This is a genomic window from Saprospira sp. CCB-QB6 (assembly GCF_028464065.1).
In the GTDB taxonomy this organism is placed as follows: domain Bacteria; phylum Bacteroidota; class Bacteroidia; order Chitinophagales; family Saprospiraceae; genus Saprospira.
The window spans coordinates 1,977,493-2,000,087 of sequence record NZ_CP116808.1; the positions used below are offsets into that span (position 1 = coordinate 1,977,493).

Annotated in this window: 15 protein-coding genes; 10 read left to right on the forward strand and 5 right to left on the reverse strand. The window is 45.2% G+C overall.

What is annotated here, in order from left to right:
* Nucleotides 1-39: 39 nt before the first annotated feature.
* The 4 genes from secDF to PPO43_RS07765 all read left to right on the forward strand — a co-directional run bounded on the left by secDF (nt 40) and on the right by PPO43_RS07765 (nt 6,378).
* A complete protein-coding gene (gene secDF / locus PPO43_RS07750) occupies nt 40-3,216 on the forward strand; it encodes a protein translocase subunit SecDF (protein ID WP_272621235.1) in 3,177 nt (1,058 codons plus the stop codon).
* Nucleotides 3,217-3,815: 599 nt separating this feature from the next.
* Nucleotides 3,816-4,298, forward strand: a complete 483-nt coding sequence (gene greA / locus PPO43_RS07755) for a transcription elongation factor GreA (RefSeq protein ID WP_272621236.1) — start codon at nt 3,816-3,818, stop codon at nt 4,296-4,298.
* A 285-nt stretch (nt 4,299-4,583) separates the two neighbouring features.
* On the forward strand, nt 4,584-5,450 hold the full coding sequence (locus PPO43_RS07760; RefSeq protein ID WP_272621237.1) for an outer membrane beta-barrel protein: 867 nt from the start codon (nt 4,584-4,586) through the stop codon (nt 5,448-5,450).
* Nucleotides 5,451-5,562: 112 nt separating this feature from the next.
* Nucleotides 5,563-6,378 (forward strand): 2,3,4,5-tetrahydropyridine-2,6-dicarboxylate N-succinyltransferase, encoded by an 816-nt coding sequence (locus PPO43_RS07765; protein ID WP_272621238.1) that lies wholly within the window; start codon nt 5,563-5,565, stop codon nt 6,376-6,378.
* A 313-nt stretch (nt 6,379-6,691) separates the two neighbouring features.
* Here PPO43_RS07765 and PPO43_RS07770 read toward each other — a convergent pair whose 3' ends face one another.
* The 3 genes from PPO43_RS07770 to PPO43_RS07780 all read right to left on the reverse strand — a co-directional run bounded on the left by PPO43_RS07770 (nt 6,692) and on the right by PPO43_RS07780 (nt 10,397).
* Nucleotides 6,692-8,497 carry a lytic transglycosylase domain-containing protein gene (locus PPO43_RS07770; protein WP_272621239.1) on the reverse strand — a complete coding sequence of 602 codons (1,806 nt, stop codon included), beginning with the start codon at nt 8,495-8,497 and terminating at the stop codon, nt 6,692-6,694.
* A gap of 269 nt (nt 8,498-8,766) precedes the next feature.
* Nucleotides 8,767-8,988: a Sec-independent protein translocase subunit TatA/TatB gene (locus PPO43_RS07775; protein ID WP_272621240.1), complete on the reverse strand. Its 222-nt coding sequence runs from the start codon at nt 8,986-8,988 to the stop codon at nt 8,767-8,769.
* A gap of 170 nt (nt 8,989-9,158) precedes the next feature.
* A complete protein-coding gene (locus PPO43_RS07780) occupies nt 9,159-10,397 on the reverse strand; it encodes a M16 family metallopeptidase (RefSeq protein ID WP_272621241.1) in 1,239 nt (412 codons plus the stop codon).
* A 393-nt stretch (nt 10,398-10,790) separates the two neighbouring features.
* Here PPO43_RS07780 and PPO43_RS07785 point away from each other — a divergent pair, with 393 nt between their 5' ends.
* The 5 genes from PPO43_RS07785 (at nt 10,791) to PPO43_RS07805 (ending at nt 16,116) form a co-directional block, all read left to right on the forward strand.
* A complete protein-coding gene (locus tag PPO43_RS07785; protein WP_272621242.1) occupies nt 10,791-12,011 on the forward strand; it encodes an HD domain-containing protein in 1,221 nt (406 codons plus the stop codon).
* 482 nt (nt 12,012-12,493) lie between these two features.
* Nucleotides 12,494-13,573, forward strand: a complete 1,080-nt coding sequence (locus tag PPO43_RS07790) for a peptidoglycan-binding domain-containing protein (RefSeq protein ID WP_272621243.1) — start codon at nt 12,494-12,496, stop codon at nt 13,571-13,573.
* Between the two features lie 138 nt (nt 13,574-13,711).
* Complete coding sequence (locus PPO43_RS07795) at nt 13,712-14,302, forward strand: nitroreductase family protein (protein ID WP_272621244.1); 591 nt, start codon at nt 13,712-13,714, stop codon at nt 14,300-14,302.
* A gap of 148 nt (nt 14,303-14,450) precedes the next feature.
* Nucleotides 14,451-15,299, forward strand: a complete 849-nt coding sequence (locus PPO43_RS07800) for a toxin-antitoxin system YwqK family antitoxin (protein WP_272621245.1) — start codon at nt 14,451-14,453, stop codon at nt 15,297-15,299.
* On the forward strand, nt 15,289-16,116 hold the full coding sequence (locus PPO43_RS07805; protein WP_272621246.1) for an epimerase: 828 nt from the start codon (nt 15,289-15,291) through the stop codon (nt 16,114-16,116). The genes PPO43_RS07800 and PPO43_RS07805 overlap by 11 nt, the downstream gene beginning before the upstream one ends.
* A gap of 336 nt (nt 16,117-16,452) precedes the next feature.
* On the opposite strand, the gene PPO43_RS07810 is transcribed toward PPO43_RS07805, so the two are convergent.
* Complete coding sequence (locus tag PPO43_RS07810; protein ID WP_272621247.1) at nt 16,453-18,522, reverse strand: tetratricopeptide repeat protein; 2,070 nt, start codon at nt 18,520-18,522, stop codon at nt 16,453-16,455.
* 232 nt (nt 18,523-18,754) lie between these two features.
* Nucleotides 18,755-20,230, reverse strand: a complete 1,476-nt coding sequence (locus PPO43_RS07815; RefSeq protein WP_272621248.1) for an alpha/beta hydrolase family protein — start codon at nt 20,228-20,230, stop codon at nt 18,755-18,757.
* A gap of 231 nt (nt 20,231-20,461) precedes the next feature.
* Between PPO43_RS07815 and PPO43_RS07820 the strand changes: the two genes are divergently transcribed.
* On the forward strand, nt 20,462-22,552 hold the full coding sequence (locus tag PPO43_RS07820) for an alanine/glycine:cation symporter family protein (RefSeq protein ID WP_272621249.1): 2,091 nt from the start codon (nt 20,462-20,464) through the stop codon (nt 22,550-22,552).
* The last annotated feature ends 43 nt before the right edge of the window (nt 22,553-22,595 follow it).

Here is a 22,595-nt window from a genome sequence, read left to right on the forward strand (position 1 = left end):
TATTTTAGTTTCTAAAACCTATTGAATTACGCTAAAACCATGCAAGGGAAAAGTTTCGTAAAGTTCTTTACGATTGCGTTAGTCCTGGTCATTTCGTACATCTTCTTTTTGATGATTCCGACCAGCGGTATCGAGCGCAGTGCAAGCGAATTTGCTAAAGCGGCAACGGATAGCATTCAGGACCAAGAACTTAAGGCTGTAGAGTATGATATGGCCAGACAGTACTTCCTCGACTCTATTTCTGAGGAGCCCGTCTTGAATCTAGGAATCAAATCATACTCTTATCAAGAGCTCAAGCGCGGCCAATTGGCTTTGGGTTTGGACTTGAAAGGAGGTATGAGCGTTGTCCTTCAAGTAGATTTGCAAGAGTTAATTAAGACTTTAGCCAACCAAACCTCTGATGAGAACTTTCAGAAGGCTTTGGCTAACTCCAAATCTGCTCAAGCTGCGGCTCAGGTAGATTTTGTGACCTTGTTTGGTCAAGAATATGCCAAAGTAAGTGATAAGCCATTGGCTCGCTTCTTTGGAACTACTGAAAAATTGGAAGGCATTGATATTAACTCTACAAATGAGGAAGTATTGACTGCAATTCGTTTAGAGGCTTCTAAAACAGTAGAGCGTACCTTCAACTTGTTGAAGCAGCGTATTGATAAATTTGGTGTGGCACAACCGGTTGTTTCACTAGATAAGTCTACCGACCGAATTACAGTTGAGTTGCCTGGTGTTCGCAGTCCTAAACGTGCTCGTGAATTCTTGCAAGCTACAGCTAGTCTAGAATTTTGGGAAATGTATACTGCTGTTGAGCTATTGGGCCAACAGACTGCTGGTCCTTTGGTTAACCTCAATGAGGCCCTAAAAGGTAGCAAATACGATAAGAGCGAGCCTGCTGTAGGTACAGCTGCTCCTCAGCCTGATTCTTCGGCTTTGGCTTATATTGAAGAAGTAAAGGCAGATACTAGCCTAGACGAGGCTGTTAAGCAAGCAAAAATTGATTCTGTCAATGCTAGTTTTGCAGCTACTACTGTAGCTGATTCTACTAATCCTGGTCCTTTATTTAAGGTAATGGGCTTTGCTCCACCTCAGACAGAAAAGGATCCTTATGTAGGCTATACTCAGGTCAAAGATACTGCAGAAGTGATGCAAATGCTTCGTTCTGCTGAAGCAAAGCGTCTTTTGCCTAAAGATCTTCGTTTTGCTTGGGACTCAAAAGTTCAGAAGTCAGAAAATGGAGGACGTTTGGTGCAGCTTTTTGCATTACGCACTCGTGGTCAAGCTGAGGCAAATTTATCAGGTGAACGGGTTGTTTCTTCTCGCGCCACTCAAAATCCTTCTGGCTCTGGTTATGCAGTTTCTCTCGACATGGACAATGAAGGGGCGCGTAAATGGAAGAAAATGACAGAGGACAATGTTGGCTTCTGTGTAGCGGTAACCCTAGACAACAAAGTATATTCTTATCCTCGTGTTAATGAGGCAATTCCTAATGGTAGCACAAGTATTTCAGGAGATTTCTCGGCTACTGATGCAAGTGATTTGGCCAATATTTTAAGTATTGGTAAGCTTCCTGCAAAACCTGAAATTATTGAAGAAGCGGTTGTTGGTCCTAGCTTGGGACAAGCTACTGTAAATGCGGGTCTTTTTGCACTAGTAATTGGATTCGTGTTGGTGCTTATCTTCATGTTGGTATACTATGCTAAGGCAGGTATTCTTGCTGTATTGGCCCTCTTCCTCAACATCTTCTTTATCCTGGGTTGTTTGGCCTCTTTTGGTACTGTATTGACACTACCTGGTATTGCTGGTATCGTATTGACCATTGGTATGGCTGTGGATGCCAACGTAATTATTTTTGAGCGTATTCGTGAGGAATTACGAGCTGGGCAGCACTGGAAAGAAGCCATTCTTTCAGGGTTCCAGCACTCTTATTCGGCAATTATTGATGCCAACGTTACTTCATTTGTTACAGCGCTTATCCTCTTCCAATATGGTTTAGGACCTATTAAAGGTTTTGCTACTGTATTGATGATTGGTGTTGCTTGTTCGGTATTTACTGCTGTGTTATTTGGCCGTTTGTTGTTTGATCGTTATTTGGTCAATAACAAAGAGGTCTCTATTTGGACAGGAAGTACCAAGAATGTTTTGGCTAATGTAAGCTTTGATTTTATTGGTAAGCGTAAGATTGCTTATGCGGTTTCTGCTGTTTTGTTGATTGCTGGTATTGCTTCTATGGCAACTCAAGGTTTTGAGTTGGGTGTAGACTTTCAAGGTGGTCGTTCTTATACGGTAGAGTTCCCTCAACAAGTAGAGGTTCCCCAACTAAAAGAAGAGTTGGTAAAGGCTTTTGATGGCTATGACAAGAATGTAGTAAAAACCTTTAATCAAGGTAATCAAGTAAAAATTACTACTTCTTTCATGCAAGAAAAAGAGGGACTTGAAGCAGATACTGAAGTATTGACTAAGCTCCACCAAGCTTGTAAAGCTTACTCTTCTGCAGATGTAGATTTTGAAGCTTTTGCAGCAGGCAAAGCGCCTAATGTAACAGAAGCAGGTTTGTACTTGACAGCTTCTTCTAAAGTAGGTCCTACCATTGCAGATGATATTAGCCAGTCTGCTTTTTGGGCTTCATTGATTTCATTGCTCTTTATCTTTGGGTATATCTTTGTTCGCTTCCGCAGATGGCAGTTCTCTGTAGGTGCAATTGCGGCCCTATTCCATGATGTACTTTTGGTATTGGGTATCTTCTCTTTGTTCAAAGGTATTATGCCTTTCTCTATGGAGATTGATCAAGCCTTTATTGCGGCTATTTTGACCATTATTGGTTATTCGATTAACGATACGGTAATTGTATTTGACCGTATCCGTGAGACGGCAACTAACGAAGGGGATAGCAAGGGAATTAAGGATATCGTTAACCAAGCGATTCAGAGTACTGTAAGCCGTACTTCAATTACTTCATTGACTACATTCCTTGTAGTGGCCATCTTGTTCTTCTTTGGTGGTGATGGCATTAGTGGTTTTGCTTTTGCCTTGTTGATTGGGGTAATTGTGGGTACTTACTCTTCTATGTTTATTGCATCTCCAATTGTAGTAGATACGACAAAAGATGCTAGTTCATTGAAATATACAGAATACGTTTCTGACTATGCTGAAGGTGCTGAAGATGCTGAAAGCAGCACTGGCGATGAGCTAGATGAGTTGGAAAACGAAGAAGAAAAAGCTTAAGCTTTTAACTTATATAGTTTGTAAAAAGTCTCTAGGTCATTTTGGCTTAGGGGCTTTTTTCTTTTGGAGTGTACAGGCCCGTCAGGGCCGCAGGCCTAGCGATGTGCAGCAGTGGCCCAAAGGGCCAGACCAAGGCGGCAAGGCCGCCGCAGGGCCGAGCGAATAGCGAGCTGCGAAACGTAGCGCCGAGGAGCGAAGCGAGGCGGAGGCCCCAGAAACAGCAGCGAGCTGCGAAACGACAACAAGGCCTTCAGGCCGCAGTTCGACGACCAAAGGGAGTAACCGCCGAGGAGCGAAGCGAGGCGGAGGCCCAAAAGCGTCGAGTTTTGAAAGAATAAAAACTCCTTTAGCAGGCAATAGGAGTAAGGCTTTAAAAACTTGCAAGAGCGAAATAAAACTGCTATATTTGTTAGTAGACAACAGTAGGAACGTTTGACTCAGGGGAGTTAGGCGTTCTTTGCTTATTTTATGTAGGGCAAAACTACATAACTATGGAAGGGGCCGTTTCTTAGTAGGAGGAACGTCCTTTATTTTTCTGTCAAAAACAAACGAAATTTACTGTTGAGCGTAAAAGCTAGGCAGCTAAAAATTGAAAAAATATGTCTAAGCAAATCTCTTATATGACCCGTGAGGGCTATAATAAATTGAAGAAAGAGTTGGAAGAACTCAAAACTGTAGAACGTCAAAAAGTGGCTCAGCAAATTGCAGAGGCTCGTGAAAAGGGCGATCTTTCGGAGAATGCGGAATATGATGCGGCCAAGGAAGCACAAGGCTTGTTAGAGCTTAAAATTAACCAAATGGAGGCGGTGATGGCCAATGCGCGCATTGTTGATGGAGCTGATTTGGATGCTTCTAAGGTAGTGGTGCTTTCTACGGTAAAAATGAAAAATCTCAAGACTAAAAAGACCATGAGTTACACCTTGGTTTCTGAGTCAGAGGCTGATCTTAAAGCCAAAAAAATCTCTGTAAACTCTCCTATTGGTAAGGGCTTATTGGGTAAAGCGGTAGGGGATATCGCCGATATTCAGACACCTGGAGGAATTATGCAGGTAGAAATCTTGGATATCAAGATTGAACTCTAGTTCAGTATTAAAAATGTAAAAAGCCGTTTGGAATTATCCAAACGGCTTTTTTTTGCCTTTAAAACCGAGTAAAATTTTAAAATAAAGTTATATGCAGCATAAAAAAGTGTAAACTATTTTCGCAATTTAGTCGCTAAGCGCTTATATTTGGATGAAATGCAGAATCTCTGCTAGCCTAAATTATGAAAGGTAAAAGAGATACAAGACTGACAACTTAACTGCTCTCAGCTTATAGGCTTCAAGCACTTTTGAGGCCTTTTTCAAACAATCTAAACTGACTTTATTATGATGAAGCGTACTGCACTTTTTAGCTTCTTGAGCTTGTTTTTGCTCGCTGGATTTGGCCTTAAGGCACAAACTGGTCCCTATGCTCGTTTGGGCGTAGGCTACGGTATGGGAAGTACTACAGACCAACTGGGTACTACTTATGTAGAAGATGCAAATGGTGATTTTACAGAAACAAATATTTATGGCACCTATGGTGGCGGTTTTGATGTTAATCTAGATCTGGGCTATAACTTTAGCCAAAATTTTGGCTTTGGTTTAGGGGTAGATTATCTATTTGGAAGCACAGTAACTAGAGATGAGTATACTGATCCTTCGCAAACTTCAAAGACAGAAGTTTACACCCGTCAATTGCGCCTATCTCCCAACTTTACTGTTCGTGGAAGCAATGAAGGAATGGTACAACCTTATGGCGGGTTAGGCCTTGTTATTCCTGTTACAGGGACTACATATTCTAATACAGAAGATGTGTATACAGGAATTAGTGGCACTGCTACCCAAAAAGTAGAGTCTAAAGGACAATTTACTCTAGGCTATGAAGCTTTTGCTGGTGTTTACTTTAAGGTACCTAATGATAAAGTGCGCATCTTTGCCGAGCTTCGTTATACGGGCTTACGTATTCGGGCTAAAGAGGCAGAGATTGTAGAACTTATGCAACCCGATATGACTACAAGAACTATCATTGATGTAATGGATTTGAGAGTAGATCCCTATACACAGATTAACTTTGTAGATGAAATTGATCAAAATACGAACGCAAATAGAAATGCGGGTGATCCTGTCGAACAACTTCGAACATCTACCAACTTTAGCAGCTTTGGAATCCAAGTTGGAGTAGCCATGAGCTTTGGTGGTGGAGAGGAATAGTCTCCTACTCGCCTAATTTAAAAATAGATGCCTTCTTCAGAGGGCATCTATTTTTTTTTGCCTAAGACTTAGCTATTTTTAGCCATTACTATTTTACAATCAATTATAAGTTATGAAAGTATTTCAAGAGGCAATTGAGGCCGCCTGGGACAATAGAGAGTTACTCAAAGAAGCCAAAACACAAGAACTCATTCGCGAGGTGATTGATCTACTCGATAAGGGCGTTGTGCGCGTAGCTGAACCTACAGCAGATGGCTGGACCGTCAATACTTGGGTAAAAAAAGCCGTGGTCCTTTATTTCCCTATTCAGAAAATGGAGACGATTGAAGTGCCTCCCTTCGAGTTTCACGATAAAATTCCACTCAAAACCAACTATGCAGAACTTGGCGTTCGGGTGGTTCCTCATGCTATTGCTCGCCATGGCGCTTTTTTGGCCCCTTCGGTCATCATGATGCCTAGCTATGTCAATATTGGTGCTTATGTAGATGCAGGCAGTATGGTCGATACTTGGGCTACAGTGGGCTCTTGTGCTCAAATTGGCAAGAATGTACACCTTAGCGGTGGCGTGGGCATTGGCGGCGTATTAGAGCCCTTACAAGCGGCTCCCGTGATTATTGAGGACAATTGCTTTATTGGTTCTCGCTCTATTGTGGTAGAAGGTGTTCATGTTGAAGAAGAAGCCGTTTTGGGCGCTAATGTGGTCATTACGCAATCCACAAAAATTATTGATGTTTCTGGTCCCGAACCTATCACTTATAAGGGCCGTGTGCCCGCTCGTTCTGTCGTGATTCCTGGTAGTTATACCAAGGAGTTCCCCGCAGGCAGCTATCAGGTGCCTTGCGCCCTCATTATTGGCAAGCGCAAAGAGAGCACAGACAAAAAGACTTCGCTCAACGATGCCCTTCGGGAGCATAATGTAGCAGTTTAATTATTTTTTTGGGGCCTGCCGCCTTCGGCGGCCGGGCCCCTACAAGGCTCGCAAGCTTGCTCGGCCCTGCGCGGGCTTCGCCCGCTGGGTCTGGCCTGCGGCCACCTTTTTGGGCCCCTAGGCCTGCGGCCCTTCGGGCCTGTAGGACGCCAATGCGGTATTCGTCGCTGCGCTCCTCATTCGCTCATAGATCCCGCCCACCCACCCCTCTGCGGGATTCCTTAAGGAATCCCTTGGGGAGGCTGGCCAAAAAAAACGCCTGAGATATCTATCTCAGGCGTTTCTATTTTCCTTCCTACAGCTCCAAAATCACTTATTTATTCTGCTCATACACCTCTTGAGGAAGGCGAGCTGCAGTGCGACCACGAACTACTCTAGCGCGGCTGCGGCTTTGGTCCAAAATATCATTTGTACTTTGCAGCTCTACCTCATTCCATTTGCTGCTGCTTCCTTTAGCGCTAGCTTCAGGCGTTTTGGGCAATTCAGCCTTGGGGGTAGAGATTTCTTCTTTAGCCAACTTAGTCGCAGGCTGGGCCGTAATAGGTGCCGAGCTAGCTATTGATTTTTCGTCATTCAGTGGTTCTGTTGAAGCAGCGCCCACAAAACCATAACTTCTAAGGCGGCGGCCACGGCTACGGTCCTCCAAAGCGGGACGTTCAATCGCTTGGCGGCGTTTTTCCATCTCTGCTTTTTGTTCTGCCTTAGGTTGTGCTCTAATCGTTTCCTCTTCAAGCAAAACCGTTTTGCCATCAATATTCGTATAGCGGCGGCGAGCGGCTACAGCACCAGCCTGAGGTACCTTCGCGGCAAGCTCAGTATTACTGGCTGTACCTAGATAAACAGAAGAAGTTTTAGCCTCTTGTTTTTCATTGAGCCCCACCACTTTTAGGGCGGCAATAGAAATACCCGAAACTTGCTTCTTCTGGCTAACTAATAGGTCCGCATTCACTCGATGCTCTCTCAGGCCAATTAGGTCGCCAGCATAAGGTTGATAGTCAGCGGGCAATTCGTTCCAGAACAAAATATCGGCCACAGAACAGCGGTAAGCCTTGGCCAAACGCTTAAGATCTTGAGGCGACTGAATACGGCGAACGGCACGGAGCGGATTCTCTTTTTGCATCTCTAGGACGCGGTTAAAAGCGCGAGTGTAAGCTCTTTCTTGGGCCACAATGCGGGCGGGAAGGAGCAAAATTTGAGCATCCTTATCCTTAGGTACATAATTGCGTCGATAAGAAGGGTTGAGCAGCTTCAAGGTATCCAAACTAATGTCAAAATCAGTAGCCAATTTGCGCAAAGATTGCCCGCCATCAATATGTAAAGTATCGGTAAGGACTAAATCCTGGGGCATATCTTGAGGAATCAACTGATGCTCCTGATAATATTCGCCCACATAAACCATAGCCATAAAGAAAGGCACATAACGCTGCGTTTCTCTAGGCAAATATTGACGAGCAGCCCAGAAATTCTTGCTGCCAGCTCGTTTTACTGCGCGATCTACTCGGACAGGCCCACAGTTATAAGCGGCCATGGCCAAGGCCCAATCGCCATAGCGATCATACAAACGGCGAAGTAATTGAGCCGCTGCCTCAGAGGCTTTATGCGTATCGCTGCGCTCATCTACATAAGTATTGATCCGCAAATCGAAAATGCGGCCCGAACTAGGAATAAACTGCCAAAGTCCCACCGCACTAGCAATAGAGCGAGCTGTGGGATTCAGATGAGATTCTACAATGGCTAAATATTTCAAGTGGTGAGGGACATCATGGGCAGCCAAATGCTCCTCAAAAATGGGGAAGTACATTTTACTGCGGCCCAAAATAGCCTCGGTACTGCTGCGGTATTTTCCCGTGCGAATCAAAATTCGCTCTTTGGTCAAAGGATCAAGGCGGTAGTCAATGGCACCAGAAAGGGCTTTGAGCCGATCTTGATATTCTGTATCCGAAAACTCTGGAAAGTCATTGAGCAAGCTAGTCATCAGCTGGCTCAAGCTATCCACAAAGGGAGCATCTGCTTGAAAACTATTGGGAATGAGGTCCTTGTCTGGAGAGGCCTGCAGTTGCCCTTGTCCAAAGGTGAACAAAAAGGCAAAAATAAATAGGCGGTAGAAAGTCCGTCTCATAAGATCTTAAATTGATATCGAACAAAAACTTGCAAAAAGAAAAAAGGACATAAAGCCCAAGCAAGCTCTAGTGAAAATTCACTAAATCGTTTGAAAATGGGGTAGGGTGATCAAAACAGGTCTAATTTATCATTTTTTTTGAGAAATTAGTTGCAATGACTTGATTTTAAGCTTAAAAGCCCCTAGCATAAATAGGAAATGGTAACTTCCACAACAATTTGTTGCAAAAGTTACCATTTTAAGCCTAAAGAGTAGTAGAAAAAATCAACTTAAGATTTTTCATACTCTTTTTTGTTCTCCTTGGGTTCTTCGTTAATGCCAGCTTCTAGTTCTTTAGATACTTTATTTTTAGCATCGTTGAACTCGCGGATTCCACTTCCCAAACCACGCATGAGTTCAGGAATTTTTTTACCGCCGAAAAGTAGAAGAATGGCCACTAAAACGATGATCATTTCTGGACCGAAGAAGCTCAATAATAATATAGCGTTCATAAGGCAATGATGATTTATATGCACTTAGATAGTGAATGCCACTAAAGGTTGAATCCCCCCCCCTTAGATTTTCTGGCGCTCAATACTTTGGCAAAGGTACAGTATTTTTTTTGATTGAAAGAATTTCCCCCCTCAGGCTTCCCTTTTCGCTATGTTAAAGCTATATCAACCTAATTATTAGGCAAATAGTAAAGGACCGAGGCCTTCTCTTGCTGAAAGAGAAACTGGGCTTGCAACTGAAGCTGCTTGGCCGTTATCTGCTGATAATAATCGGCCTCTTCATTGATTAACTGCGCCTGACCCAATAATTCATAATATCCCAAACTCAAGGCTTTCTGAAATGGCCGAATTTCCCCAAATAAGAGGTTGTGCTCGGTGTTGTTTTGCAACTTTTGTAGCTGCTCTTCACTAATCGGCTGAGCCTTAAATTCTTCCAAAGCCGCCCAAACGGCCTGCTCAGCTTCCTCAATGCCTACTCCATCTTGCAATTTGCCCTCTATCACAAAAAGCCCAGCTTCTACCGTGCCCGTAATGTATACATCCAACTCGCTAAAGAGCTTTTGCTGCTTGACCAATTGCCGAACCAGCAATGAAGAATCACTCAAACCCAATATATCCGATAAAAGATCTTCTAAGTAATAGGCCGTTTCTAAACGAGCCGCCGCCGGAAAGGCGATGTAAAGGGCCGCATCGGTCACATTGGCCCGATGCACTTTTTTGCGCGCGACTAATTGTGGCGGCTCGGCCGCATAGGCTGGCCGCTTGACCGGCCCCCTCGGAATATGCCCAAACCAATGCTCCACCCGCTCCAATACTTCTTCGGCCTTGATGTTGCCCGAAATCGATAAAACGGCATTGTTGGGACAATAGTAGTTGTCATAAAATTCACGAACTTCATCCAAGGAAGCCGCCTCAATATGCTCAAAACTTTCCCCGATAACGGGCCGCTTATAAGGATGTTCCTTAAAGGCTAAATCACCCAAAATATGCCACAAATCTCCATAGGGCTCTTCCAAACAACTTTCCTTAAATTCCTCCACCACAACTCGCTTTTCCTTTTGCAAAGGCTGCGGCTCAATACAAAGGTTTTGCATGCGGTCCGCTTCCAACCAAAGCCCCAAATCTAGATTTTGATAAGGCAAAATGTCATAAAAAACGGTCATATCTTGGTTGGTAAAGGCATTGTTTTCGCCCCCCGCCAATTGTATTAATTGATCAAAATTGGGCGCATGCTGAGAACCCGCAAACATCAAATGCTCAAATAAATGCGCAAAGCCACTACGGCCCGGCAATTCATCCTTGCTCCCCACTTCATAGTTCATACAAAGCGTAAGCATAGGGCTACTCGGATCTTCCTGCAATAATACACGCAAGCCGTTCGCTAGCTGATATCGTTTATAATTAATCATCTTTTTAATCGTTTTTGGGGCCTCCCGCCTGCGGCGGGCGGTTACTCCCGTTGGTCGTCGAACTGCGGCCTAAAGGCCTTGTTGTCGTTTACTTCATCGAACTGGCGCCTCTTCGAGGCTGGTTGTCGCAGCTCGCTGCTGTTTTGGGGCCTCCGCAGCAAAGCTGCGGCGCTACGTTTCGCAGCTCGCTATTCGCTCGGCCCTGCGCAGGCAAAGCCTGCTTGGTCTGGCCTGCGGCCACTGCTGCACATCGCTAGGCCATAGGACCAGCCAACATTAACTTTAAAAACCCGCCGCTTGGCCCCTTGTTGATGCTCTGCCCAACATAACGCAAGAAAAGCAGCAAAGTTTGATTATCTTACTCTATCTAAGGTAAGACTAAATTTTTAACTAATGACGAATAAAGCCTACCCCAAGTTATTTAATGACCCACTTTATGGATTAATAGAGCTTCCTAAGGGCCTTTTGCTGGACCTTGTCGAGCATCCTTATTATCAACGCCTGCGGCGCATTGGGCAGTTGGGCTGGGCGCATTATGTTTATCCCGGCGCCACCCACAGCCGATTTAGCCACTGCTTAGGCGCCTACTATTTGATGCGGAAAGCCCTGGGCCATTTAGAACGCAAAGGAGTAGAACTTTCAGAGGCGGAAATTGAGGCTTGCTCTGCCGCCATTTTATTACATGATTTGGGCCATGGCCCCTTTTCGCATAGCCTAGAACACGAACTGCTCGATATTGCGCATGAAGAAATTTCTCTGGCCCTTATGCTTTCCCTAAATGAGCAGTTAGATGGCCGTTTAGATTTGGCTATTTCCATTTTTAAAGGAGAATATAAACGGCCCTTTTTACAGCAGTTGGTCAGTGGCCAACTGGATATGGACCGCATGGATTATCTCAATCGAGATAGCTTTTATACGGGCGTAGCCGATGGTATTGTGAGCTATGATCGCCTTTGCCAATTATTAACGGTAGTGGATGAGCAACTGGTTTTGGAACAAAAGGCCATTTATTCTATTGAGCGCTTTTTGATGGCTCGCCGACTGATGTATTGGCAGGTCTATTTGCACAAAAACAGCATTTCGACCAGCCAACAATGCCTAAAAATGATGCAGCGAGCAAGGCAGCTCAAACAGCAGGGCAAAAATTGGCCAATTTCTTCGGCCTTAGCTTTTTTCTTGGAGCACAAACGCAGCAAGGCCGAGTTTTGGGCCAATCCCAAGCCCATTTTGGCCCAATTCAATCAATTGGACGATAGCGATATTTATCAGGCGATAAAGTGTTTTGCCCAAGATGATGATTTTGTCTTGTCCTTTTTGGCCAAAGGGCTGCTCAATCGGCAGCTATTTAAAATAGAGTTGCAAAACCAGGCCTTTGGTCCAGAACAGTTAGCGGAAATAGGAGAGGAGCTCTTGAAAAAATACCCAATTGGTCCAGAAGAACTGCCCTTTTTGCTTTATCAGGGGCAGCAAGAACTAAAAGCCTATACGGTTAAGCAAAAAGCAATTTTGGTCCAAAACAAAGCGAATCAATTGTTGCCGCTTTCGGCTTGGCCAGAATTGGAGCTGCCCACCAAAGTATTGCGGAAATATTATCTGTCTTATCCCAAGCTTTAATTTGGCATTTCTGGGGCCAGAAGAATTGGAAAATGGGGATTGAGCAGCGATATCGGGCTTGGCCTAGCGATGTGCAGCAGTGGCCGCAGGCCAGACCAAGCAGGCTTTGCCTGCGCAGGGCCGAGCGAATAGCGAGCTGCGAAACGTAGCGCCGCAGCTTTGCTGCGGAGGCCCCAAAACAGCAGCGAGCTGCGACAACCAGCCTCAAAGAGGCGCCAGTTCGATGAAGTAAACGACAACAAGGCCTTTAGGCCGCAGTTCGACGACCAACGGGAGTAACCGCCCGCCGCAGGCGGGAGGCCCCTAAAAAAGCCTATTATTATAAAAATGTTTATGTTTAATAGCTGAAGGTCGAATAAGTGGATGAAAAAGCGGTGCTTGTATTTTTTTTGGGGCAAAATCATTTTAAATTGTAGAGCCTTAACAGTTTTTTTATTTTTGTAAACTGTAAACACATTTAAAATCTAAGCGACTGCTACTATATGAAATCTTTATACCTCAACTTTTTGTGGGCTGCATTGCTGGCCTTCCCTCAATTTTTATTGGCCCAAGATTATCCTCCTGATGCAGAGCCTGGTAAGTGTTACGCCAAATGTTTGATTCCGGATGAGTATGAAAATATTACGGAAGAGATTTTGGTCAAGCAAGCGACACAGCGGATAGAAATTGTGCCTGCTACTTTTGAGGAAGTGGAAGAGCGGGTAGAAGTCAAGGCGGCTTCTACGCGAATAGAGGTGATTCCAGCGGTATTTGAGAGCCGAGAAGAGAAGGTAGAAGTCAAGGCGGCCAGCATTCGTTTGGAGCCTGTTGCTGCTCGTTATGAGCAGGTTGCAGAAGAGGTAGAGATTCGTCCTTCAGAGATTAAATTGGAAGAAGTACCGGCTGAATATGAAACCGTAACCGAGCAAATTCAGGTAGCGCCAGCGACCACTAAATGGGTGCGTAGAAAAGGCGATAAAAACTGTTTGTCGGCTAATCCAGAAGATTGTATGGTTTGGTGTTTGGTGGAAGTACCAGCGACCTATGAAACGGTGACCAAAACGGTTTTGAAAACGCCGCCAACAACCAAAGAAACCGTGATTCCAGCCGAGTATAAAACCGTGAAAAAAACGGTTATGGTAGAGGGTCCGACCACCAAGGAAATTGAAGTACCTGCAGAATATGTGACCATTAAGAAAACGATTATGGTTAAGCCGCCAGAAACTCGAGTGATTGAGTTGCCAGCGGAATACAAAACCATCAAGCGCCGTATTATGACGGCTCCAGCACAGACGAAAATAGTGGAAGTGCCTAGTGAATTTAAGACCGTAACGAATCGTCGTTTGGTTACGCCTGGTGGTTATTCTGATTGGCGCGAGGTACTTTGTCAAAATAAGATTGATGAGGTGAAAATTCAGGAAATTCAGACTGCGCTTCGTCGCAAGGGCTATGATCCTGGTCCCTCAGATAATATTTTTGGGATCAAGACCAAAACGGCTCTTATTCAGTTTCAAAAAGATAATGGCTTACCTGTAGGGCAACTTGATTTTGAAACCCTCAAAGCCTTGGGTGTTTCTTATTAAGTCAAAGCTCTTGAAGATTTAGAAAAAGCTCCTTTAGGGAGCTTTTTTTTGGGACCTTAACAAGAGTTTTTGAGTTTATTTTTCAGGAGATCAAGATTATCGCTTACATTTGTTTAGAATAAATCTAAAGAAGGGAATATGAGTACAATAAAAGTAGAACAGACGGTATTCGAGACAATTAAAAACCGTCGATCTGTTTATCCTGAGGTCTTTACGGATGAGCCAGTGACTAAGGAGGAGTTAGAGCAGCTTTTAGAGATGGCGAATTATGCGCCCAATCATAAATTGACGCAGCCTTGGCGCTTTAAAGTTGCTGCCGGGGATCAGAAAACAGCTTTTGTAGAAACCATGGTTGCTGCTTATGAGGCTGCGGTTCCCGTAGAAAAGCAATTGCCCAAAAAGCCTAGAAAAATGCGCAAGCGGGCCCATAAAAGTAGCTTTATGGTGGCTATTTGTATGCAACGAGACCCGAAAGCAAGTTTGCCCGAATGGGAAGAGCTAGCGGCTATGTCTATGGCTGTTCAAAATATTTGGTTGGCTGGAGAAGCGATGGGCATTGGGATGTATTGGGCAAGCCCAGGTTTTGTGGCTCGTCCCGAAATTCGAGAGTTTTTGCAATTGGCGGAAGGGGAAAGCTGCTATGGCTTGCTTTTCATTGGCCGTAAGCCAGAAGATGTAGAGTTTACTTCTAGCCGAACACCAATGAGTGAAAAAGTGAGTTGGATTTAAATTGAGCCGCTAAAAAGGCCAAAAACTGCAGTTTTTGGCCTTTTTACTTTTCTCTTGGACTCGTTAGAAAAAAATTGGCAGTTAAAAAGCAAAAACTTACCTTTATAAGGCACTACCACAGCTGATTTTTTTCTTCAGAATATCCACTATGAGAGCCTTTTATATCTTACTTCCCATTTTAGCTATTAGCCTGGCTAGTAGTTCTTGTATTTTTAGTGACCTTTTTGGAGCAGGCAAACAGGAGTTTGTAGCTGATACTGTGGTTGCTGTGCCCTCTATTAAAGACATTCGGGTACAATTTCTATTGACGGACACAACGAATGATGTGGTTCGTTATTGGAGCGATCGCTCTGGCCGCCCAATTTACCAGCGCTCAGAGGAGAGTTTTATTGGCCAAAAAAGAGATGGCTTTCAGCGAGAATGGAATGAAGACGGAATTCTTATTTTAGAGGCCCAATGGAATAAAGGCTTGCCTATTGAATACCGCATTGAGCGTTATGATGATGGTTCTCTCAAGCGAAAGGTATTGTACAATAGCCAAAAAGGATATGCGCGTTATGAAGTGAATTTTCATCCCAATGGCCGCCTAAAAACAGACACAATTCTCTATAATGAGGGCGTAAAAGAAGGTAAGATCAATTATTATGACACGGCTGGCGTTTTGGTTGAACAGCACATCTTTGCCGAGAATGAATTGGTCGGAATTGAGATCTTTAGAGCCGAATTTGAAAATGTATTTAATAAGGTCGCTTACTTAGAGCGCTCTTTGGTCCAAGATTCTATTGAAGCAATCCGCCAAGATTCTGTTTTCCGAAGAGTATTGGGCGATGTTGATCCCGCCGCCGCTAAAGCCGGTGCTGGAATCGCCTGGAAGAATGATTATAATGAACTAGAAAATCTCCGCTACTTAGAGGGCCTAATGCATCCCGAAAAACGCCTAGCCGATAGCGCTAGAGCCGATAGTCTGCGGAACTTAAATTCAACTGATGAAGAATAAACAAATTGCCATTATGGGCTGTGGCTGGCTAGGAGCTCCCTTAGCCGAAAAACTTTTGGCCGAAGGCTGGGAGGTTTACGGTAGCAGCCGATCTTTGGCCAATTTAGAAGGGCTTCAGGCTTTAGGCCTGAAGCCCTTTCGCATGGAATTGCCTGAAACGCTTCCCGCTGCAGCTGATCCCATTTGGCAGCTGCCTTATTATATTGTCAATTTGCCTCCCACTCCTTTTATGGAGTTCGGCCCTTTGGCTTATGCCCAAAGTATGGCTCTATTGGCGGAGCGAATGCCTCGGGGCGCAAAGCTCTTTTTTGTGTCTAGCACTGGGGTCTATGGCCCACAAAAAGGAGCTGTTTTAGAGACGAATAATTGTCGTCCAGCTCATGCTCGTTCTCAGGCCGTATTGGCTGCAGAGGAGGCTTTGGCCCCTTATCGCTCAAAGCTCGATTTGAGCATTTTGCGTTTTGGTGGACTCATTGGCGGGCCCCGAAAGGCGGGCCGTTTCTTGGCGGGCAAAAAGGAGGTTCCTCAGCCTTTTCGGCATCTGAATTTGATTCATCGCAGCGATTGTCTAGGCATTTTTTCGGCTCTTTTGGCCAAAGAAAATTGCCCCGCTTTGCTAAATGTTTGTGCGCCCAAACACCCTTTTGCCCAAGATTTTTATCCCAAACGGGCCAAATTGTTGGGCTTGGAGCCCCCTAGCTTTTTGCCGCCCGCTCCCCATGAAAAAGAAGAGGCCAGCTATATTGCTACAGCGGCCCTTCAGCAGTTTTTACCTGATTATATCTGGCAATATCCCGATCCCAACGAGTTCCCTTAAGGTTTTTATTTGGGGCTGCCCCTTCCGCCGGGTTGAAACCCAGCGTAAAGCGATACAAAATGAGGGTTAAAACCCTCATGAATTATCGGTCGGGTCGGGCTGTGTCGCAGCTCGCTGATCGCTCGGCCCTGCGGCGGCTTTGCCGCCTTGGTCTGGCCTGCGGCCACTGCTGTCCATCCCTCAGCCGCGGGCCTGCGGCCCTTTGCGGCGGCTTTGCCGCCTGCAAACCGCAAAAATGGTATTCGTCGCTGCGCTCCTCATGCCTAGTTATTTACCCGCCCACCCACCCCTCTGCGGGATTCCTTAAGGAATCCCAGGGGGGCTGGGCCAATTTATTTACTGCCCTAGCGCTTCATAGCAAGCATTCAAACGGCCAGTAATAGCAGGATTTTCTGGGGCCAGCTTTTTCGCTGCCTGAAAATATTGAATGGCTACAGCATACTGCTTCTCTTCGGCCAAAAGCACCCCAATACCAAAGAGCGACTCCAAGTTTTCAGGCGCTAGGGCTAGTGCTTGCTCAAAAGCCATTTTTCCTGTTTTAAAAGCTTGGGCTTTTTGTTCTGCTGTACTTTTGGGGTCTAGGTATTGGCGGGCGGCCAAACGGCCCTGTACGCTATATGCCATAGCTTTATCTGGATGTTGTAAAGCTTTTTCTAGGGCTTGCTGGGCCAATTCCTGTTCATCCAATGCATAATAGAGATGAGCGCCAATGGCCCATTGATTCACTTCGGGATTCTCCTCATTTTCAAAAAATGGGTAAAGCATTTTTGTGAGAACTAGTGGTATGGTTGAAGAAGTTGATTTTCCCCAAGTTTCAAAAATGTCCTTTTTAGTGGTTTTCGTCAAGCCCTTTTCAGCAATTAGCTGTTCATATTTGGGCAAGCGTTTTACATAAACCATAGCCACGGGGTCGGCATAGACCAAAACATAATTTGGGCTATCGTGTAGATGCACATAAAGGGTGGGAATTTGCTCAATAGGGCGGCGGAGCAAGACCACATATTCAAAATTGTATTTTTGGTCCTCTGCATCAAAAAGAGCTGGGTTTTGCAAGAGCTTTTCGTATTGGGCAAAAAAATCGGCGGGGAAAATATCGAGGTCTCTAAGGTCGATATACGTCTTGAAATCGGGCTGTAGTCGCCAAAGCAGATAAGCAGAGCTCAAATAATCGGCAAAGCCGCGGCCATTGATCTGCTGTTGGGCCATAAATTCGGCTGCTTTGACTGGGTTATGGCTATGGAGAACTTGCAAGCCAAATTGGTCGCGGCTCTCTGTCCATTTGTGGTAGTTGCCTGAAACGACTAGGCTATAGCTCCCAGCAAGAACCAAAGAGAGGCCCAGACTAACTCCTATTTGCCAGCTTTTTTGGACCAAGGGACGGATTAAGCGTTCTACTAAGGCCAAAAGAAAAGGGGCCGAGGCCAAAAGAAAGAAAGGAATATTTCTGTAGGCCGTCAAACTGAGGTAAAAGAGCAGGGCAGGCAGGACCAAATTGGGCCAGCCGAGCAACTGCCCAAGTTTGGGCCGGCCTTCTTTTGAGCCAAAGAGCAAAAGGCCCAAAAAGAGCAAGGCGGCGCCCAGAAAAAATAAATTGATATAGGCTTCTTTCATCCAGTAACTAGCTTCTAAATAAGAATTGAGTTCGCTGGTATATTTATTATTTTGAAGCTGTCCAAAAATATTGAAAGGATGGGCCCACATAGCTATACCTCTGGGGTTGATTGGAATAACCAGTAGAGCGCCTAAAATGGCTAGGGTTTGTTTTTTAGGCAGAGCCGTTGTTTTACCCATTAAAAAATATTGGGCCCAACTGCTGCCCAAAACGGCAAACATCAGGACCATACCGATACCGAAGGCTTCATGTAAATTGGTCCAAAGCAGTTGTAAGGGGATCAGCCAAAAGATACCATTATGTTCTGGTTTTTGGCTTTGGCGCAAAAAGAGGAAGAGGTAAATGGCTACTAGCAGATGCGAGCTCATTTCTGGCCGGCCAATGAGGCGGAAATCTAGGCCAAAAAGCAAGATGGGCAAGCCGATAGCGAAAGCCCAAGCCATACTTAATCCATTGCGGTTGGGGTCGAGTAGGCGAGCAGAAGCGGCAGAAAAATACATAAGGCCCAAGCTGATGAGCGCTTGGAGTAAAAAGACCATTTCTGGTCCACCCATTTTTTTGAACAAGACAATAATGGCTTCAAACAGCCATTTAACGTTAATCCAGTCTCGGCCCTCTTGAGTATAGGAAAAGGGGTCGGAATAAGTTACTGCGCCATTTTCCCAAATCCATTCTCCAGTGCGGTACATCCACCACAAGTCGGGCTCGCGGATAGATTTAAAAGAAAGGGCTAGGCCCAGTATAAACAAAAGGAAAAAGAGTAGCCATTTTGGCCCATGCTGTTTCCAGTTCATCGTTCCAATTAGTTTAAGGTCTAAAAATAATCAAGGGAGAGGAAGGGGATTGGCCCAGCGCTGCGGAGGGGTGGCCGAAGGCCAGACCGAGCAGGCGAAGCCTGCGAAGGGCCGAGCAGACCTGCGAGCCCCGCAGCATAGCGGCGGCCGACCTAGCCAAAGGCTAGCCGGCCGCGGGCCCCAAAATACAAGTTCATCAGAAAAAACAAACTAGATAAAAGGGCTAAATACTTTAATGTAGATGTTCTTCGTGGAGCTCAAAGCGCTCCTCTAGCCATTCTTGCATGGCTTTAAGGACCTCAGGGGCAAAAGTTTCCTCAAGTAGTTGATATTCGGTGATCGTACAGCTCTCGCAATGTTGAAAAAGGTGGTTGAGGCGGGGGAGTAAGACCACCGCCGTGGGATATTTCTCTTTTTGCAGTAGCAGTTGAGAGATGCGATCGAGGTTTTCGGGCCCTGCCACCTGAACATCTTCTCCGCCATTGAGGGCCAGCAAAGGGCAGCGGATGCGTTTGAGATATTTTTTGGGGTCTATACGTAGAAAACTGCGGAACCAAGGATCGTGTAAGGCTTGGCCCAGTTGTTTTACGCCAGCCTCTACGAGGCCAATTTCGGCCAATTGTAGTCGTTCTTTTTGGGGCAAGGCGCGCCAGACATCGAGAATATCGGTCACGAATTTATCCTTGCTTTTGTGGTCTTTTTTGACTGCTCTAGCATAGCAACTTATTAGGAAATTGCGTTGAGTTTGTAGGGTTGCTTCGGCAATGCCAGCCTGTTTGCCCAAGTCATAATTTTGTTGCAACATCAGCTCCGTAATTGGAAGTGCAGGACCTGCCAGCGAGACCACTGCGCCTAGTTTTTTGCCCCATTTGGCGCCTAGCATAAAGCTAATTAGTCCGCCTTCGCTATGGCCCATAACGACCAACTGTTTTTTATTGATTCTGGGATCTTGACTGAGGTAATGCAAGCAAGCATCGGCATCTTTGGCTAAATCATGGGTTGTGCTGCCTGCAAATTGGCCCTCTGATTTTCCAGTGCCTCGGTCATCATAGCGAAAAACGGCAAAGCCACGGCGGCTAAAATGATCGGCAATAACAGCAAAAGATTGATGGCCAAAAATTTCTGAATTTCGATCTTGTGGTCCACTGCCCGAAATGAGTAAAATGGCGGGGACAGGGGTGCTATCTGTGGCATTGGGTGGAAGCGTTAGCGTTCCTTCCAAGCGGATATTCGTTTTGGGCGTAATCACATAATGTTGCTCCTCGATATAGGGAAATGGCGGCTGAGGTGTTTGGGGGCGTTTGGGGGCTTGGGGCAGCTCGTCTGCGTCTACTTTTTTCAAGTTGAGAGGCAGAATAAGGCCATTTTGCATCCATTGCCCTTTGATGCCCTCTTCGGCGGCCCATTGGCCCATATAAGTGATATTGGCTAGCGCCCAGCTAGCTTTAAGTTCTGGTCCATAGACCTCTATTTTATCAAATTTGAGATTAAATTGCCCCTGTTTGGGACTGTCCATCAAGAGTAGCAAAGTCCCATTTTCTTCTTGAATATGAAAAACAATAGGAATTTCCATTCCCTGAACCTCAATCGTTCCGCTCCAATCGCCCACCCAATCGGTCTGAGTCTGAGCAGTTAGGAAAAAAGGAAGCGAAAGGCATAGAAGAAATAGGCCTATCTGTCTGAAAAAACTAAAAATATATGCGTGCATTTTTGTCAATTTTAAACAAAATAGTACTTTTTGAGCCGCTCAAGAAATAAAAAAAGGCGATCGCTTAGCGGCTCCAAACATAGAATGCAGTATCTTAAGCAGAGAAAGTAAAATTTAGGGAAGGAATCCCCAACTATTCAGGATGGCCAAAGGCTATCCTTTCAATTTTATAGAAACAACGGTTGGCATCCTCTTTTAGCCGCCCGTTAAAAAACGAAATTTTTAAAGAGTATGAGAAAATACGCCTTACTATTCCTCTTTGCCTTTTTGGCCCAGATGAGTATTGCGCAATCCTTGCAAAAAACGCTGGTAGATGAAGATACCGATATCTCCTTCTATCCCGTAGATAAGCAGATTGATTTGCGCTTTACGCCCACATCTAATTTTATTCAAAGCATTGTCTTTGCCTCTTTTAAAGTAAAAAATCGCTACGATTATTATGCTCAAAAAGAGCGGGTAGATGGCAATAAGTATAAGTATTTTGTCAAGGTAGAAGATTCTACAAGCTACCATAGCCAAAAGGCCGCAGGAGGTGGAGGTTTTATTGAAATGACTGCAGAGGGAAAGCAGTATTTTGTGGCCCTAAGTGGAAAAAAAGCTGCCGATAAGTTTGCCGCCGCCAAAAAGGAAGGCAAAGAAGCCGTTCAACAGCTTAAACGCAAACGCAGCTATATGGATCAGTCGCCTTATGAGGTGACTACCGAGCTAGCCGATGGCACAGAGTTTAGCATTAAGTACCTCAATGAAAAGAGCTTTAACCTGACTTATCAGCAAACAGAAAACGGGAAAACCTATAGCATTAGTCAGGATATGAATTTTGGCGAAACCTATAAGGTGAAAGTTAAGGAAGATGACCCTGGCGCTGATTTTAGCCTGAAATTGACGAATAAAGAATTAGCTGCTCAACAAACAGAGCCCATCATTTTACTCGCGAGTAGCATCAATATGCCTTTTGTGCTTTTGATTTTGCTTTTGGGTGCGCTCTTTTTTACGATCTATTTCAAGTTTCCCAATATTACCCGCCTTGGCCTAGCCATCAATACCGTCAGAGGGAAATATTATAATCCCGACGATCAGATGTCAGAGGATAATCCCGATACCATTAAGGATGAAGCCGCAGAAGGAGAGGTAACGCCTTTTCAAGCCCTTTCGGCCGCTCTTTCGGCTACGGTAGGACTCGGAAATATCGCTGGGGTGGCTATTGCCATTTCTTTGGGTGGACCTGGCGCTACGCTTTGGATGATTATCGCTGGCTTGCTCGGTATGGCCTCTAAGTTTACCGAATGTACCCTCGGCGTAAAATATAGAGAAATTGATGAGGAAGGGACCATTCACGGCGGTCCTATGTATTACCTCTCTAAAGGTCTAGCCGATAAAGGCTTAGCTGGCCTCGGAAAAGTATTCGCCATTTTCTTTGCAATTATGTGTGTAGGAGGCTCTTTTGGTGGCGGAAATATGTTCCAAGCCAACCAAGCCGCCTCTCAAGTACTGGGCACTCTAGGCATCGAAGGTGGTGCCGGTGGCTTTATCTTTGGTCTAATTACCGCTGCACTAGTGGCTGTGGTTATCATTGGTGGAATTAAACGAATCGGTAAAGTAGCCGAAACAATCGTTCCTTTTATGGCCGTTCTTTATGTCGGTAGCGCACTAATCGTGATTGCGATGAACGCTGGCCAAATTCCTACTGCTTTCGGACTTATCCTCGATGAAGCGCTCAATCCCCCCGCTATGTTTGGTGGTTTTGTTGGCGTACTTATTACTGGTTTCCAACGGGCCGCTTTCTCCAATGAAGCAGGCGTAGGTTCTGCCGCTATTGCCCACTCTGCCGTAAAAACAGCTTATCCCGCTAGTGAAGGGGTGGTCGCTCTCCTAGAGCCTTTTATTGATACCGTGATTATCTGTACCATTACCGCTTTGGTCATCATCATTACGGGCCAATACGAAAACCTAGACGGTATCGATGGCGTGAGTATGACTTCTAACGCCTTCGCTACAGCTATTCCTTGGTTCCCTTATATCCTCACTTTGGCTGTAGCCCTTTTCGCCTTTTCTACCATGTTGTCTTGGTCGTATTATGGCCTCCAAGCCTGGAAATTCCTCTTCGGGAAATCTAAGGCGATGGATCTCACCTATAAGGTGCTTTTCTGCATTTTTGTAGTGGTGGGCGCTTCGGCTAGCCTCGGCTCTGTGGTCGGATTTTCCGATGCCATGATTTTTGCCATGGTGTTCCCCAATATGATCGGCCTGATCATTTTGGCTCCCACGGTTCGCAAAGAAGTAAAACGCTATGTGGCCGATATTAAAGCCGGTAAATTGGGCTAAATAATTAGCTTGATGTCTACGCTAAACGTCTCTTTCCAATTTC